Origin of the sequence: Gracilibacillus halophilus YIM-C55.5 (assembly GCF_000359605.1) — a bacterium.
GTDB lineage: Bacteria > Bacillota > Bacilli > Bacillales > Amphibacillaceae > Gracilibacillus > Gracilibacillus halophilus.
The window spans coordinates 53,844-70,066 of the sequence record NZ_APML01000022.1; the positions used below are offsets into that span (position 1 = coordinate 53,844).

The window sequence follows — 16,223 nt, forward strand, 5'->3', positions numbered from 1 at the left end:
AACAAAATGAAGGCAGTCATTTATCTATATCATGGGAGTAGAGTCGAGGCAGCGAAGGAAGAAGCGATTCAGTTGTTTGAAAAGGTACGAAAGCATGTCGATATCGAGCTTCAAACACATTGTTTCTTAGAATTACAAGAACCTGATTTGTCTCAGGCAGTAGAAAAAGTAATTGCAAAAGGCGCGACACAGGTCCATATATTACCTGTTTTATTACTAACAGCAGGGCATGCCAAACGTGATATTCCTGAACTAATTCATCAGGAAGAAGAAAAATACCCCCACATTCCATTCCGATATGGAAGAGCCATCGAAATTGATCCATTAATGGTTGATGTTGTCGTTGATCAAATTTATCAAACAACGACATCAGTGGAAGGGTATGACCTATTATTTGTCGGAAGAGGAAGTAGCGATATTGATGCGATCAATGATACGGAAACCATTGTTCAGATGTTGCGACAGAGGTTTCCGTTTCAAACGATTGAAAAAAGCTTTTTAGCTGCCAGTGAACCGAAATTTGAGTCTTATTTAGAAAAAAAGGTACTTGAACAAGAAAAATCAATGATCGTTATCCCGTATTTATTGTTTACTGGTAAACTGATTGAAGGGATGCAACAATTTATTCATCAATTAAACCAAAAGACTGATCAATCGATTATGATGACGGACTATTTAAGTCATCATGACAATGTTGTGACCGTATTAATCGACAGAGTCAACGAACTTGTGGTAGGGGAGGATGCCCAGTGCAACAGTGGTTAAAAGAAGTAGCAAGAGGAAAAAAAGGGGCTAAAGATTTAAGTTTTGATGAAACGGTTCAAATCGCTCAAACGATTATATCTGGTGAAGCTACCGATGCGCAATTAGCCGCTTATTTAGTAGCAGAACGCATAAAAATGGAGTCCCCAGAAGAATTGTATGCTTTTATTTATGAATTAAAAAAGCAGACACAATTTCTTGATATGGATGATTCGTTTCGAGAACAATTGATTGATTTTGCGGGTCCGTATAACGGAAGGAACTCTTTTGCAGCGACGATACCTGTTTCCCTATTACTAGCTGATTACCAAGTACCAACCTTTATTGCAGCTAGTGATACCTTGCCACCGAAATACGGGTTATCTTTAAAGTCGATTATACAGGAATTAGGTATGCCAGTTGGAGTTGACCCACAATCCACGAGTCATACGTTAAAAGATGATTTTTTTGCTTTTGCTGACACGGAAACATTTTGTCCTTCCCTCGCTGATGTTCGCAACGTTCGTCAAGAGATTGGTGTCCGTACGCTATTTAATACGGTAGAAAAATTATTAAACATTAGTGGTGCCAAAAATGTAATGCTTGGTGCTTTTCATCGTACAGCGATTAACAAGTTAAATGATGTCTTTCAACAACTTGATTATCAACATGTCTATATGGTACAAGGTTTGGAAGGCTCTGAAGATGTTCCTGTTCATCGAAATAGTTTTGTGTTTCATTGGACGCCAGAGAAGTTAACTTCATTTAGTGTGAAACCAAAAACCTATGGACTGGAATGCAAAGATTTTGATAAGCATCAGAAGTTATCAGCCCATGAACAAAGCGAAATCATTCAGTCATTGTTAAGCGGCGAACAAAGAAAAGATTTCCAGTATTATTATTATCAAGTATTGTTAAATGCGGGATTACGATATTATTTATTTGGTATCACAGAAGAGATTGAAGAAGGAATCGACATAGCGAGGAAACAACTCGCTGATGGGAATGTGATCGAACGATTGAAAAGTAAAAAAGAAACAACGTAACGAAGCAGTTTTTTTAATTTATAACTGCTTCGTTATCTTTTTGAACAATTGTTGTTGTCGGGTAGGGTCAAGGATAGGTTCTTCTACAAGTTGCTTAAGTAGTTCATGTTTTTTTTGTTTGGAGATGTCACTTTGTTTGATGTGCTTTCTCATTTGATATAAAAACGAAATATAGTCTTCGTAAGAATCAGGGAATTGTTTGGCTAAATCATGCTTTACTTTCTTGGCGAGCATTGGGCTTGCGCCACCAGTATAGATAGCTAATTGAAATTTACCTCTTTGAATCGTGGCAGGAAAGTCAATATCCCCCTGATCAGCTTGACTTACTGCATTAATCCAAGCGTGACGTGGTGCATCTTGCTTAATTTGTTGATTGATTGTTGCGTCATCAGTGGCAATAATAATGACATCTGCGTCTATTACATCCCCTAATTGATAATACCTTGGCAACCATGTTAAAGGATATTCATCAATGAGTTCTTTTAAATGATTGGTGACATTCGGACTAATAATAGTGATTTGCTGACAAGATGGTAGTAATGAAGATACACGTCGCTCGGCCATTTTCCCGCCACCGATGATCGTGATGTTTCGATGAGTGAGATCAATCATTAATGGTATCTTTGGCATTTTATTTCCCTCGCGTTTCTAGAATATGTTACTATTGTAATTAGTATAAATAAAAGTGACAAGCTTGTTGATACGTTTTTTTACATCATCTCGTTATCGTACGGTGTGTGATGTAATGCTAGAAAGGGTGTTTATATTGGAACATATTTTTATTGAGGGAAAGAATTTAAACGGTCCTACATTTTTATTATTACATGGAACGGGTGGAACAGAGAAGGATTTGCTCCCATTAGCTGAGATGGTAGATCCTGATGCAAATGTATTGAGTGTGCGTGGAAATGTTTCTGAAAATGGCATGCCACGTTTTTTTAAACGCTTAGCTGAAGGCGTGTTTGATGAAGAAGACTTGATCGAGCGTACAAAGGAATTATATCAATTTTTAGATGAAGCTGCGGAAGAATATGGATTTGATCGTAACTATGTGATTGCTTTCGGCTATTCAAATGGAGCCAATATTGCAGGCAGCTTGCTATTCCATTATCAAGATGCACTTGCTGCTGCTGTATTGCACCATCCGATGGTACCACGAAGAGGGATTGAACTACCTGATTTAGCGACGGTGAAAGTATTGATTACCGCAGGACGTAATGATCCACTTTGCACTGAACAGGAATCGAATGATCTAGAGAAAATTTTAAAAGACAATGGGGCAAACGTTCAACTTCACTGGGAAGATGGTGGCCATCAATTAACAAAAACGGAAGTGGAAGCAGCAAAACAGTGGTATGAAAATGAATTGAAATAGCATAAACGAATCATCCAACGGCTATGTATCTACATTTAGGTACATAGTTTTTTTGTGGAAGAAGCATTTCACTCTAGATTCAAATCGTTCATAGATTGATCAAATGAATGTATCATGCGCTTAATTTCATACCATCATTTTAGCGATGTCACTAATATTACCATCCAGTTTAAAGAATGATTAAAATTAAATGCTGCTGATTTTAAAAAAATATATATAAAAATTTTCATCCCCCCTTGAAATTTTTCCAATTTGTCATATAATGATACTGTATTAAATATATTAATACAGTTAGTACAATTCATACACTTCATACAGAAGTGGGGAGGGATGTCATGTTTGAACTTGACTTGCGCAACCGACAGCGATCTATGAACAACTTGTTGAAAAGTTCAAGCAATTAATGATTAATGATGTATTAAAACAGGACGAAAAATTGCCTTCGGTTCGTACGTTAGCTCAACAGCTTTCGATTAATCCAAATACGATTCAAAAAGCTTATCGTGAGTTAGAAAGTCAAGGCTATATTTATTCTGTAAAAGGGAAAGGGAGTTTTGTGAATCATATGCTCGCTACAGACCATAGTGAAGAGAAGGAACGAATGAAAACATCGTTAAAAAAAGATATTTCCGAAGCCTTATATCTCGGGATGACAGAAGATGAACTGATGGAATTAGTACGTGAAGTGAAACGTAACTTGTCTGGGGGTGAAGGATATGATTCAGATTCAAGACGTCCATAAGAAATTTGAAAAAGATGTCGTCTTGCAAGATATCTCATTACAAATTCGTTCAGGATCGATTTACGGTTTGTTAGGTTCCAACGGTGCAGGAAAGACAACACTACTCAAAATTATGAGCGGCATTATCCGTCAAAATAGCGGTCATGTTCAGATCGAGGAAAATGATGTTTATGAGAATATTGATCTGAAGGAACGAATGATTTTTATTCCTGATGTACCTTTTTTCTTCTCGCATTATACAGTGAAACAGATGGCAAATTTTTATCAAGATATATACCCAAATTGGAACCAAGAGCGATTCGAACAGATGCGACAACTATTAGATTTGGAAGTTGATCGGAAAATTCATCGATTTTCAAAAGGGATGCAACGCCAAGTCGCTTTTTGGTTAGCATTATGCGCAATGCCAGATTACTTAATATTGGACGAACCATTTGACGGCTTAGACCCAGTGATTCGCAAAAAAATTCGTTCTTGGATCATTCAAGATGTAGCAGAGCGTGAGATGACTGTCATTATTTCATCGCACAATTTGCGCGAAGTCGAAGATATATGTGATGCAGTAGGTATTATTCACCGAGGTCAATTGATGCTTGAAAAAGATCTTGACGATTTAAAATCTGATATTCATAAAGTGCAACTCGCCTTTCGACAAGAGAGATCTGATCAGATGTTTGAAAACCTTGATGTCGTTTATAAGGAGAAGCGAGGCAGTGTGTACGTCTGTATTATTCGCGGTGAGTATGAAGATATTGAAGAACAGATCGCTCAATTTGATCCCGTCGTCTTTGATATCCTGCCACTTACACTAGAAGAGATTTTTGTCTATGAAATGGAGGGTGTCGGTTATGCGGTGGATAACATCTTACTTTAAGCCAGAAGTGATGAAGCAAGGTTTTCGCTCTGTTGGCTGGATAGGGATTGGTTATTTTCTCGTGTTATTGTTTGTCTTACCATTGCAAGTGATTATGTATGTAACGAATGACGAATGGCATCAATTTACAACGAGTTCCCCTGCATTTGCAACAATATTCGACATTAATAGTCAGTTTCAATTCCTTACGATCATCATTGTACCAGTGATAACGGGCATTTTCGCTTTTCGCTATCTACAATTGAAAAGTTCTGCTGACTTTATTCACAGTTTGCCTTTAAAACGGGGGAAATTATTTGATCAGCATTATTTAATCGGTTATTTGATGATGATCATTCCACTGACATTCATTGCTGTGATCATGTATGTGTTATCTATGACTATGGACGTTGGTACGATTTATCAAATGAAGGATATTGGGCCTTGGTTTGGGCAAATGGTACTCGTTGTTACGTTACTTTATGTATTCACGGTTCTAATTGGTCAAATAAGTGGTATATCTGCAGTTCAGGGTGGTCTAAGTTATATATTTTTATTATTTCCTTATGGGATAACCATTCTTATCTTCTTTAATTTAGAAATGTTGTTACACGGATATTATCCAGGCTATCGTTGGGAAGAAAATATTATCCAATGGTCGCCGCTCTTACAAAATGTCGAACAACAACCTGGTGAATATACAAGTGCAAGAATTTGGAGTTACTTGATTGCATCCATTGTCATTTATTTATTGGCACGATGGTTATATACAAAGCGTCCAGTAGAAGCAGCGACGCAAGCTATTGCATTTTCTCAGTTAAAACCTGTGTTCAAATTCGGGATTACGTTTTGTTTTATGTTAGTAGGTGGCATGTACTTTGGTTACGTGCAAGGTCAACATTTTGGTTGGACGATATTCGGGTATTTATTCGGTTCATTGTTAGGATATGTTTTATCAGAAATGTTAATTCAAAAAACGTGGCGTGTCTTCCATCAATGGAGAGGATTTCTCGTTTATATTGGTGTTTCGATGTTAATCGTATTATCGCTTGTGTTTGATTGGTACGGTTATGAAACACGCATTCCAAATGCGAATCAAGTAGACAGTGTATTATTTTATGATCAGTCCAGTCGACATCATCAATCACGATATACACAAGAAGAATTACCTGCGATCAAAAATCAGGAAGTGAAAGAAATGATTGTACAATTGCATGAGTATATCCTCGAGAATGATATTAGCTCAAAATCATATGCAAGAACATCTTATGAGGATTCTATTGATATAACGGGTGCCTTCTCTCCAACTGATATAACGTTCGTTTATAATTTGGATAATGGTCGAAAAATTAAAAGGCAATACTTTATTCCGGATCGTGGAGCAGTTGAAGAATATTTGCAACCGATTATGAATTCTGAAGCATTTAAAAAATTGAACCGACCAAGCCTTTTCGATGATCAAACAAATTATACGACAGCAGGGATTTCAGCCAATGATACAGCAAGGTCAACGAGTACTTCCAATCAGCAAGTGATTCAAAAATTAATTACAGCTTTACAAAAAGATTATTTAGCAGCTGATTATCAAACGCTCATTAACGCGCAACAGTCAAAATATCATATTAATTTCAGTTATAAAGCAGACCATTTGTATTCCATGAGAGTTCCAGCTAGTTATACCAACACGATCGATGTATTAGAAGAAGAACAGCTAATTACGCAAGAATAGGGGATGGGGTGCATGGAAAGTGTTCTAGAAAAGCAATGCTTGACAATTGATGACATGGTGCATAAGTATCAAGACATGATGTATCGGACAGCTGTGAAAATACTCAGAGATCCGCAGTTAGCAGAAGATGCGCTGCAAGAGGCATGGGTGAAAGTTTATCGATCAAATGTAGCTGTTTATCAAATCGAAAAGTTACCCGCATGGTTACGTACGATTACATCACGAGTCGCCATTGACCTTTTACGAAAGGAACAACGTACGAAGATGTGTTTACTCGATGAGAATTTTAATTTGGAAGAGTGGCGCATTTATTCACGTGATGACACAGATCAAATGGTCAATTGGCATGATACGATTCACGAAGTCAATCAATGCCTCAATCGGAGTTACAAGTTGAAGAAAATCTTCTGTTTAAAATTTTATCAAGGATTATCAGATCAAGAAATTGCTGCTTTATTAAATATATCCTATTCAGCTGTTAAAACAAGAGTGCATCGAGCAAGACAAATGGTGAAAAAATATTACGGAATCGAGAAAAAATCAGAAGCGTAAAAGTTTCTGGTTTTTTCTTTTGATCAAAAGGATTATAATGGATATAGTAGCATAGATAAAAAAGGGATGACCGTATGAGTTTTGTAATATATGTTGTGTTACCATGGACGTTTTTATGCTTGTTTTTTGTAGGTGGATTGTATAGCGTTTGGAAAAGACGCCCGTATGTATGGGGGTTTATCTGTTGTATGCTTGGGGTTGTTATTTATTTAATCGGTAATGAAGCCGTCGGTGGATTTAATGGCATGAGTTTAAGTTTGATCGGCGCTTTACCATTTACGATAGGGTTATTTATTTTATTCTTTTTATTTATCGGTGACAAATTCCAATAATCCTTGATTTTACACAGTATGCTTTACTGTCATTAGGAAATCATAAGATTGTACCCAAATGAGTAGGAGGGATACAATGCGTACACGTAACATGGTACTTCCGATGTTAGCGTCGATTGGAATTGGAGCCTATGCTTATTACCAGATCAGACAAGGAAACAATTCAAACAATATAGGTCAGTAAAGCATAAAAAGAAAACTTGGCATTTGGCCAAGTTTTCTTTTTTCGTTTATAATAAATAGGAGGCGTCAGAAAATTTACACAGAAAGGATTTTTATATGGGGAACAATCAATATATTGGATATGTAGGCACATATACGAAAAAAGATAGTCAAGGTGTCTACCGTTTTCGTTTCAATGCTGATGAAAAACGTATCGATCAAGTGGAACCTGTTGCATCGCTTGAAAACCCTACATATGTGACGGTGTCTGAAGACAATCAATTTTTATATGCCGTTTCAAAAGAAGGTGATGAGGGAGGAGTAACCGCTTTTCAAATTGGAGATGATGGTGAGCTGACGAAAGTAAATAGTCAAGCATCAGCTGGTTCACCGCCTTGTCATGTGAGTGTTCGCAGTGATAACCGTTTCGTACTAACGGCTAACTTTCATACCAAACAAGTAGAAGCATATCCCGTTCATCAGGATGGTTCGGTACAAGCACCACATGTGGTAGAACATGAGGGATCTGGCCACATGAACGCCAAGAAAAGCCACACTTACACTATGCTGGTTTTACTCCTGATGAACAGTATGTGATCGTCGTCGATTTAGGTAGCGATGAAATTACGACGTATCAACCAGATAATGGTGAATTGAAAAAGGTCGCAGTTTTCAATACAAAACCAGGAAGTGGACCGCGTCATATTGCCTTTCATCCTAATGGTGAATACGCTTATGTGATGACAGAAATTAGCAATGAAGTCATCGTACTTCGCTATAACGGCAATGGTTTATTTGAAGAAGTGGACACAATATCGACGATTCCTGCTGATTTTACTGAAAACAATCAAGGAAGTGCGATTCATTTATCTTCGGACGGAAAGTTTGTGTATGTCGGCAATCGTGGGCATAATTCAATTGCGATTTTCAAAGTGAAGAATGATTTCACATTAGAATTGGTCGAATGGACTCATACAGAAGGCGATTGGCCAAGAGATTTTGTATTAGATCCAACAGAAAAATTTGTTGTCGCTTCGAACCAAAATTCTGGAACACTGGCATTATTCGAACGTGATCAAGAAAACGGAACCTTGCAGTTAGTGCAAAAGGATGTAGAAGCTCCAGAAGCTGTTTGTGTTAAATTTTTACATCAATAAAAAATAAAAGACAGGGACAATCCCAATAAAAAAGGAGTGGTACTCGCTGTTGAATGAGGTGAGTATCACTCCTTTATGATAAGAATTCAAGGTGATTTTTACGTATTCATGTTATTCTAATGTTCGATTGGTGATGTCGGTGTCGACAATGTCGTTTTCTGCTGCTTCATATTTTGAAACAAAGCCGTCACCGTTACAAATAGAGCAGGTGTAGCGCCATTCTTCATCATCCATTAATAACCCACTTCCGTCACAGGCTTTACAGCGCATATCTTGGGAACCCGTCATAGAGATCCTCCTTTGACTACGAAGTTAAATTGGATTTGTTTTTCATCCAGTTAATAATACCACCAGCTAAAACAATATCAATATGACGATCCGTAAGATCATGTTCTACCGTAATCGTTTCGTCACTGTCTTTGATTTTTACATCAAAACGATTTGAACGCTGGATGGCTTCATGGACATTTTCAAAAGATAATACAGTCCCTTGATCTATCTTTTCGTAGTCGCTAGTATGAGCAAAACGTAAAGGTAATATACCAAAATTGATCAGGTTCTGTAAGTGAATCCGTGCAAAATCCTTCACTAATACTACTTTTAACCCTAAATAGCGTGGTGCTAATGCTGCATGTTCGCGACTGGAACCTTGCCCGTAGTTAACGCCACCGACAACCATATGACCTCCGTCATCACGAGCTTTCATGGCTCGCTCGTAATACGCTTCATCGATAATCTCAAACGTAAATGTGCTGATTTTTTGGATATTACTACGGAATGGAAGTACACGTGAACCACCTGCCAAGATTTCATCCGTCGAAATGTTATCACCCATTTTTAATAAAACAGGTAATTCAAAATGATTCTCAATCGGTGAAAAATTAGGGATCGATGTAATATTTGGTCCTTTCTCTAACTCAACCGATGCCCCTGATGGTTTCGGTGGTGCTTCTAATAAGCCGTCAGTATGATCTGATTTTGGTTCGTTAACAGTCGGATATTTCATATCAAGCGTACGTGGATCAGTAATTTCACCAGTTAAAGCAGAAGCGGCCGCTGTTTCTGGACTACATAAAAATACACTGTCTTCTTTGGTTCCTGACCTGCCAGGAAAGTTTCGAGGTGTCGTACGTAAACTATTTCGACCTGTGGCGGGTGCTTGCCCCATACCGATACAACCATTACATCCAGCTTGGTGCATGCGAGCTCCTGCTGCGAGTAGGCTGGCAATATGGCCATTATCAACTAATTGGGTTAACAATTGACGAGATGTAGGGTTGATATCAAATGACAATCCTTCGGCGATCGTTTTGCCTTTCACAATGTCAGCTGCAATCGCGAAATCGCGATAACCTGGATTAGCTGAAGAGCCAATGTAAGATTGATAAATCGGTTCACCTTTTAACTCACTTACAGGTACTACATTCCCTGGACTAGACGGTTTCGCTATCAGTGGTTCTAAAGAAGATAAATCAATTTCTTCATGTATGTCATAGGTTGCTCCTTGATCTGGTGTGAGTTCTGTCCACTCATCTTCACGACCTTGTTGTTTAAGGAACTGTTTCACGACTTTATCTGAAGGAAAAACAGTAGCAGTAGCACCTAGTTCGGCCCCCATGTTGGCAATTACGTGTCGGTCCATTGCCGATAAATGTTTTAGCCCTGGGCCGTAATATTCAATAATTTTACCAACACCGCCTTTTACATCATGACGGCGTAACATTTCAAGAATAACATCTTTGGCACTCACCCAGTCTGGCAAATCACCTGTTAATTTTACGCCCATAATTTGTGGCATTTTAACATAGTATGGTTCGCCAGCAATTGCCATTGCTACATCGATACCACCTGCACCGATGGCAAGCATTCCCATACAACCATTTGCACACGTGTGGCTATCAGATCCAAGTAGTGTTTTGCCCGGTTTTGCTAATCGTTGCATATGTACCGGGTGACTGACACCATTACCAGGCGACTGTAGTGGATGCCAAATCTGCGTGCAGCGCTCCGTAGAAAGAGATGATCGTCGGCATTGCGAAAATCTTCTTGAATCAAGTTATGATCCACATATTGAGCGGATACTTCGGTTTTCGCTTGATCAAGTCCCATCGCTTCTAATTCAAGCATTACCATGGTACCAGTTGCGTCTTGAGTTAATGTTTGATCAATGCTAAGTCCAATTTCATTTCCAGGTTCCATCGTACCTGAGACTAAATGTTGTTCGATTAATTTCTGTGCTACGTTCTGTTTCATGAAAAAACCTCCCTTTATGGTAGGAATCATAGGTAAAACATCGAATGAAAAAAACAATAGTTGCTTCTATTATTACTATTTCACGAAAACCTATGCGTTAAACGCATGGCAAAAAGAAAACCTCTATTCGTGATTGAATAGAGGTTCGCTGTTAAATGCGTTATGCCATTACTTTGCACATATCGTTGGTGAGTGCAACAGGATCATCGACTGGTAATCCTTCGATTAATAAAGCTTGGTTATATAAAATGTTGGTATATAATTGTACTTTTTCTTTGTCATTTTCATGTGCATCAACAAGCGCTTGGAAAATGTCATGCTTATTATTAATTTCAAGCACTTTATTCGCTTCAATATTTTGGTTATCTGGCATTTGTTTTAATACTTTTTCCATTTCAATTGATACTTCTCCTTCTGCGGATAAGCAGACAGGATGTGATTTTAAACGTGTAGAAAGCTTAACATCTTTCACTTTATTGCCGAGAATTTCTTTCATTTCTGTTAACAGATCTTTATGTTCTTCTTTTTGTTTCTCAGCTTCTTGTTTGGTTTCTTCATCTTCTAAATCTAAGTCACCACTAGCAACCGATTTGAACTCCTTATCGTCATATTGCATAAGCATTTTAATGGCGAATTCATCGACTTCATCCGTGAAATAAAGAATTTCATAGCCTTTATCTTTCACGAGTTCAGTTTGTGGTAGGTTTTCAATCCGGTCATGTGATTCACCTGTTGCGTAATAAATATATTCTTGATCTTCTGGCATGCGTTCAACATATTCGCTTAAGCTGACAAGTTTTTTCTCGCTGGATGAGTAGAATAAGAGCAAGTCTTGTAATTTTTCTTTATTGGCACCAAATTCAGCGTACACGCCATATTTTAATTGACGACCAAAGGCATCGAAAAACTTCTCGTATTTTTCACGGTCATTTTTCAACAAGCTGAGTAAATGATTTTTCACTTTTTTCTCAATGTTTTTTGAGATTAATCGGACTTGTTTATCTTGTTGTAAGATTTCTCTAGATATATTTAAGGATAAATCTTCCGAGTCAACAATTCCTTTGACAAAGCTGAAGTGATCTGGAAGTAAATCGGCACATTTCTCCATAATGAGTACACCATTCGAATAGAGTTCTAATCCCTTTTCGAAATCCTGTGAATAATAGTTAAATGGTAATTGCTCAGGAATGTAAAGAATAGATTGGAAACGTACCATACCATCTACGCTAATGTGAAGATGACTTAATGGTTGATCAAATCCAAATCGTTTTTCTTGATAAAAGCTTTCATAGTCCTCATCCGTTAACTCTTGTTTATTTTTTCGCCAGATAGGAACCATATTGTTCAGCGTCTGTTCCTCGGTCACTTCTTCGAATGTTTCTTCATCATCTTCTTTCGGTTTCTGTTCGGTCACATCCATTTTGATTGGATAACGGATGAAGTCAGAATATTTTTTAATGATGGATGTTAAACGCTGTTCTTCTAAAAATTCATCATAATTTTCATCTTCGGTATTTTCTTTGAGCTGAATAATGATTTCAGTTCCAACTTCTTCTCTGTCAATCGGTTCAATGGTATAGCCATCTTGCCCGTTTGATTCCCATTTATATCCTTCTTCATGATGGAGCGCACGGGTATAGACGGTGACTTTGTCTGCTACCATGAATGAAGAATAAAAACCAACACCGAATTGTCCAATAATCTCTTGTCCATCTTCCATTTCGACTTGATTTTTAAAATCAAGGGAACCACTTTTAGCAATGGTACCAAGATTTGTTTCTAATTCTTCTCGCGTCATTCCGATTCCGGTATCTTTGATCGTTAATGTACGGTTTTCTTGGTCAGGTTCAATACGAATATAGTAATCGTCTTGATTAAACGTCATTTGATCATCCGTTAGTGCTTGGTAATAGATTTTGTCGATGGCATCACTAGCATTGGAGATGATTTCGCGTAAGAAAATTTCTTTCTGAGAATAAATCGAGTTCACCATCATTTCTAATAGTCGTTGCGATTCAGCCTGGAATTGTTTTTTCTCCATCTAAGTTACCTCCTTATTGTTCGATATGTAGATTAGCACTCTAATTGTTTGAGTGCTAACATACCATAAATATCATATAAATGCAGTCATGTCAATGGTTTAACTTTTATAATGATAACATTTCACTTTCGGCTATCGAGTAAGAGAAGTTGCATCAGTAACAATTAAATCTATATCAATGGATTGTCCTGCAGTGGCCATATCGTAAACTGCGCGTATATGATTTTCTTGATCGAGAAGGTACATAGTTGTACTGTGAACAATGGTCTGATCATTTAATTCATCGACATACATTTGGAATTGCGAGGTAATCTCCTTCGTTTGGGAGCTTGTTCCTCTTAACCAATGCCATCCGGCTCGGTCTTCGGTAAAATGGTTGGCATACTCTTGAATTACTTGTTCTGTATCATTAGTGGGATCCATTGTAATTGAAACAAGCTCAATTTCACTTTGTAACACCCCTCGATCCTTTAATTTCTCCTGTACGTTCGCTAAGTCAATCATCGTTAATGGACAAATGTCTGGACAATTTGTATAAAAGAAAGTCACAATTTTAACTTTGTCGTTTGCAAATTGATATGTGTCACTATGAATGTTATCGATTTGAAAATCAGATACTTGGTCCAAAATAGGTAATCCATCTTGATTTGGCCAAAGTAGATAAAAAGTGATAAATAAACTAATAAAGAGAAAAATGAACCATATATATTTTCGACGTTTATGAAACATCTTGCTTTTCCCCCCTCACTGATAATCTATGTCTGAACCATCTTAAATGCTTTCGTAAGAAAATAAAATGTGCGTTTTCATAAGGATGCGTGTACAAGCATGCTAAGTGTCTTTTCATATACTGAAGTATAATGTAAAGGAGGTGCTTAGTCATGTCATGCTTTGAATGTCGAAAGCGCAGAAGAAAGTGTTGTTCGTTGTGTGATAAAAAGAATTTTCAGCATTTCAAGCCTTTCTGTGAGTGTCGTCGCTTTGCCTTCCATGATCCTTGTTCCACTTGTCATAGGTTTGACTGCCATCATTGTCATGGTTAATGTAAGAGGAGCTACTTCGCGCTCCTTTTTTTCGCTGTTCTTCTAAAAGATCGTTCGTTTGTGTAAACCGTGTAAAAAGGAGGTGATCCATGATTGACAACCATACAGGTTAGAGGTGGTCGTCATAAACTGTATAGAAAAGTAAAAATGAAAGGGGACTTGTTATATTGAGACGACGTTTTCATGATGGTTGTCCTTGTGATGATCACCTTGATTGTTGCCATTGTGATTCGAAGCATATTCATTTTGATAATCGATTGGCACCATTAAGAAGGCATAAACGACGAGAAATAAGTGAGACAGGTCACCATTGTAATAACCCTAATATTATCGTCATGATTTTTCAATAAGAGGAGGAGATGTTGAAGTGAGTGTAGATCATTGTCCACATTGTGGGAAAGATCAATTCTTAGGAGCTCGGGACTTTCATCGTGATTTCGATCATCACCATATCGATCGACACAAATTTGATCGGGATGTTTGTATTTGTGAAAGTTTTGTTTGTGATGATCATTTTAAAGTACGTTTAGGAGGATTAACGGGGGGACTCAACTTTCGACTTCGTCAGTTGACTGGATGTGAAGTGAAAATGAAAGTGACGTGTGGGGAAACCTGTAAAACGATTTTAGCTAAGATTTGTTTTGTCGGAAGTGACTTTGTTGAAGTAAACGTTTTAACGGGCGATCGTGAGGATATTTGGGACGATTTAGATGATGAGGAAGAAAAGGAACTTAAACATGATATTTTAAAACGTAGAAGAAAAAAACGACAACTTCAACGTCACCACAAGAGAAGAGATCATCATGATATAAAAGATACTTTTATTTTCCCTTTTGAGTCGATAAAATGGTTTGAACTAAAAGATGATTGCGATTGTGACTGCGATGATTGTCATGGTGATTGTGACTGTCATACCTAATATTGACTTGAACTAATGAGCACCGAATAACTGAGACGAAACGAGAAATACTGCTTTGTCTCATTTTCTCCATTGGTATAAGTATATCACTCAGTACAGATATATGCGAAATGAATGTTTTTCGTGATAGATACTAATGGGTCAAAATGTAAAAAAGAAGAGTGGTACTCGTCACTAAATTAACTGAGTATCACTCTTTTTACAAGGGTTGTTTTCGTCATTTTTGTTTTAGATCGTATATGCTTCGTTTTCCGTGAACTTATGCCAAGCGTTCTCGAGCTGACAACATTTGATCGTTGCAAAGGGATGGTTTGTTCTCGCTGGAGTCGACTTACTGCTTTGTTGATAAGCAAATTGAATCAAGTGGACCAGAAGCGAACGTAAATGGTTCCTAACATCAACAATCAATGGGAGCCATTTTTACATGATTTTAGTTAGTCTAAGTTTCTATTTGTGGCAGGCATGAAAGGGCAAAACTTTCATGCCTGCATACGTGTAACAAAATTTTCATTGTTCATTTGATGTGAGGTCAAGTCTTTTTATCTACCTAGAGGTGCTTGGATTATATTTATTCTATCTGCAGGGAGGATCATTTGCTCTCGTTTTTCATTACATAATGTTAGTGAATCTTGATCAACTTGGTATAATTGCCCTTGTATACGTTCTTGATTTGTTACAATTTCTATTCGTTCATCGATGAATGATAATAAATAGACACGTAATGTGAGACCATAAAATAACTGAATTAATTCTGGTGAACCAGATACGACTTGGCCAAAGTGTAGTGTGAGACAACGTCTGAAACATGGACCAATATGCTCTAATCTATCTCCGTGAAGCGGATCGGCAAACTGGTTAGCTAAATCAATCCAACAAATCATTTCATTTGGTATAATGAATTGAAATGTTTTATGGGTTAAGATGGTAAAATCATTTCCAGCAAGTTGCACTCTTCCTTTCATTCGTTCATTGCGATCGCGAAGGGTAACTTGTACGTTTTGTCCAACCAAACCTTCCATGGCATGTGGATGACTTCATTTTCCTCAAAGTCACTGGATAATGCCGTGTTTAGTAAAAATTGATTGGCAGCCCGAATGCGTTGTTCAACTTCTTCTAAAGTGTCTTGTGGCAAACAACTATTTGGAGATGGGAGTTCGAGTCGTTGTAGTCGTTCTGGACAAGCATTGAGTTGACAAATGTTACTGGAAGAATGTGTGAGAATGTCTTCAAATATTGGCAAATCCTTGTTTGTCATAGTAAAAACACCTCCTTTCGAAA

At 37.5% G+C, this 16,223-nt stretch carries 15 protein-coding genes and 2 pseudogenes; 10 read left to right on the top strand and 7 right to left on the bottom strand.

Features of this window, described 5'->3' with window-relative positions:
- Positions 1-6: 6 nt before the first annotated feature.
- Together J416_RS06560 and J416_RS06565 are read left to right on the top strand one after the other, a co-directional pair.
- Positions 7-765 (top strand): sirohydrochlorin chelatase, encoded by a 759-nt coding sequence (locus J416_RS06560; RefSeq protein ID WP_003467129.1) that lies wholly within the window; start codon positions 7-9, stop codon positions 763-765.
- Positions 750-1,787 (top strand): anthranilate phosphoribosyltransferase, encoded by a 1,038-nt coding sequence (locus J416_RS06565; protein WP_003467131.1) that lies wholly within the window; start codon positions 750-752, stop codon positions 1,785-1,787. The genes J416_RS06560 and J416_RS06565 overlap by 16 nt, the downstream gene beginning before the upstream one ends.
- 18 nt (positions 1,788-1,805) lie before the next feature.
- Here J416_RS06565 and J416_RS06570 read toward each other — a convergent pair whose 3' ends face one another.
- Complete coding sequence (locus J416_RS06570) at positions 1,806-2,417, bottom strand: NAD(P)-binding protein (RefSeq protein ID WP_003467132.1); 612 nt, start codon at positions 2,415-2,417, stop codon at positions 1,806-1,808.
- A gap of 115 nt (positions 2,418-2,532) precedes the next feature.
- Here J416_RS06570 and J416_RS06575 point away from each other — a divergent pair, with 115 nt between their 5' ends.
- The 7 genes and pseudogenes from J416_RS06575 to J416_RS06600 all read left to right on the top strand — a co-directional run bounded on the left by J416_RS06575 (position 2,533) and on the right by J416_RS06600 (position 8,689).
- Complete coding sequence (locus J416_RS06575; protein ID WP_420805428.1) at positions 2,533-3,162, top strand: alpha/beta hydrolase; 630 nt, start codon at positions 2,533-2,535, stop codon at positions 3,160-3,162.
- A 403-nt stretch (positions 3,163-3,565) separates the two neighbouring features.
- A complete protein-coding gene (locus tag J416_RS06580; RefSeq protein WP_003467134.1) occupies positions 3,566-3,904 on the top strand; it encodes a GntR family transcriptional regulator in 339 nt (112 codons plus the stop codon).
- Positions 3,879-4,778: an ABC transporter ATP-binding protein gene (locus J416_RS06585; protein WP_003467136.1), complete on the top strand. Its 900-nt coding sequence runs from the start codon at positions 3,879-3,881 to the stop codon at positions 4,776-4,778. The genes J416_RS06580 and J416_RS06585 overlap by 26 nt, the downstream gene beginning before the upstream one ends.
- Positions 4,753-6,486, top strand: a complete 1,734-nt coding sequence (locus tag J416_RS06590) for a DUF6449 domain-containing protein (RefSeq protein ID WP_003467138.1) — start codon at positions 4,753-4,755, stop codon at positions 6,484-6,486. Before J416_RS06585 ends, J416_RS06590 begins: the two co-directional genes overlap by 26 nt.
- A gap of 12 nt (positions 6,487-6,498) precedes the next feature.
- Entirely contained in the window at positions 6,499-7,038 is a 540-nt protein-coding gene (locus J416_RS06595) for an RNA polymerase sigma factor (RefSeq protein WP_003467140.1), read from the top strand.
- Between the two features lie 74 nt (positions 7,039-7,112).
- Positions 7,113-7,370 (top strand): hypothetical protein, encoded by a 258-nt coding sequence (locus J416_RS15730; protein WP_156809539.1) that lies wholly within the window; start codon positions 7,113-7,115, stop codon positions 7,368-7,370.
- Between the two features lie 279 nt (positions 7,371-7,649).
- Positions 7,650-8,689: pseudogene (locus J416_RS06600) on the top strand (lactonase family protein).
- Positions 8,690-8,800: 111 nt separating this feature from the next.
- On the opposite strand, the gene J416_RS15910 reads toward J416_RS06600, so the two are convergent.
- The 4 genes and pseudogenes from J416_RS15910 to J416_RS06615 form a co-directional block, all read right to left on the bottom strand.
- Entirely contained in the window at positions 8,801-8,977 is a 177-nt protein-coding gene (locus tag J416_RS15910; RefSeq protein WP_003467146.1) for a hypothetical protein, read from the bottom strand.
- A 16-nt stretch (positions 8,978-8,993) separates the two neighbouring features.
- A pseudogene (locus tag J416_RS06605) lies at positions 8,994-10,942 on the bottom strand (aconitate hydratase).
- A 160-nt stretch (positions 10,943-11,102) separates the two neighbouring features.
- Entirely contained in the window at positions 11,103-12,983 is a 1,881-nt protein-coding gene (gene htpG, locus J416_RS06610) for a molecular chaperone HtpG (protein ID WP_003467149.1), read from the bottom strand.
- A 132-nt stretch (positions 12,984-13,115) separates the two neighbouring features.
- The gene (locus J416_RS06615) at positions 13,116-13,712 is read right to left on the bottom strand and encodes an SCO family protein (protein WP_003467150.1); all 597 of its coding nucleotides are present in this window, start codon (positions 13,710-13,712) and stop codon (positions 13,116-13,118) included.
- A 681-nt stretch (positions 13,713-14,393) separates the two neighbouring features.
- On the opposite strand from J416_RS06615, the gene J416_RS06620 reads away from it, so the two are divergent.
- On the top strand, positions 14,394-14,945 hold the full coding sequence (locus J416_RS06620; RefSeq protein WP_003467151.1) for a hypothetical protein: 552 nt from the start codon (positions 14,394-14,396) through the stop codon (positions 14,943-14,945).
- A gap of 539 nt (positions 14,946-15,484) precedes the next feature.
- Here the strand turns inward: J416_RS06620 and J416_RS06625 are convergent.
- Entirely contained in the window at positions 15,485-15,964 is a 480-nt protein-coding gene (locus J416_RS06625) for a hypothetical protein (RefSeq protein ID WP_169331763.1), read from the bottom strand.
- A complete protein-coding gene (locus tag J416_RS06630; RefSeq protein WP_003467153.1) occupies positions 15,904-16,200 on the bottom strand; it encodes a hypothetical protein in 297 nt (98 codons plus the stop codon). The genes J416_RS06625 and J416_RS06630 overlap by 61 nt, the downstream gene beginning before the upstream one ends.
- Positions 16,201-16,223: the final 23 nt, after the last annotated feature.

Bases quoted from the DNA above. Each gene is read 5' to 3' on its own strand.
- J416_RS06560 (WP_003467129.1), top strand. From the start codon at position 7: ATGAAGGCAGTCATTTATCTATATCATGGGAGTAGAGTCGAGGCAGCG.
- J416_RS06590 (WP_003467138.1), top strand. From the start codon at position 4,753: ATGCGGTGGATAACATCTTACTTTAAGCCAGAAGTGATGAAGCAAGGT.
- J416_RS06625 (WP_169331763.1), bottom strand. From the start codon at position 15,964: ATGGAAGGTTTGGTTGGACAAAACGTACAAGTTACCCTTCGCGATCGC.
- J416_RS06575 (WP_420805428.1), top strand. From the start codon at position 2,533: ATGCTAGAAAGGGTGTTTATATTGGAACATATTTTTATTGAGGGAAAG.
- htpG (WP_003467149.1), bottom strand. From the start codon at position 12,983: ATGGAGAAAAAACAATTCCAGGCTGAATCGCAACGACTATTAGAAATG.
- J416_RS06585 (WP_003467136.1), top strand. From the start codon at position 3,879: ATGATTCAGATTCAAGACGTCCATAAGAAATTTGAAAAAGATGTCGTC.
- J416_RS06570 (WP_003467132.1), bottom strand. From the start codon at position 2,417: ATGCCAAAGATACCATTAATGATTGATCTCACTCATCGAAACATCACG.
- J416_RS06615 (WP_003467150.1), bottom strand. From the start codon at position 13,712: ATGTTTCATAAACGTCGAAAATATATATGGTTCATTTTTCTCTTTATT.
- J416_RS15910 (WP_003467146.1), bottom strand. From the start codon at position 8,977: ATGACGGGTTCCCAAGATATGCGCTGTAAAGCCTGTGACGGAAGTGGG.
- J416_RS06630 (WP_003467153.1), bottom strand. From the start codon at position 16,200: ATGACAAACAAGGATTTGCCAATATTTGAAGACATTCTCACACATTCT.
- J416_RS06580 (WP_003467134.1), top strand. From the start codon at position 3,566: ATGATTAATGATGTATTAAAACAGGACGAAAAATTGCCTTCGGTTCGT.
- J416_RS15730 (WP_156809539.1), top strand. From the start codon at position 7,113: ATGAGTTTTGTAATATATGTTGTGTTACCATGGACGTTTTTATGCTTG.
- J416_RS06595 (WP_003467140.1), top strand. From the start codon at position 6,499: ATGGAAAGTGTTCTAGAAAAGCAATGCTTGACAATTGATGACATGGTG.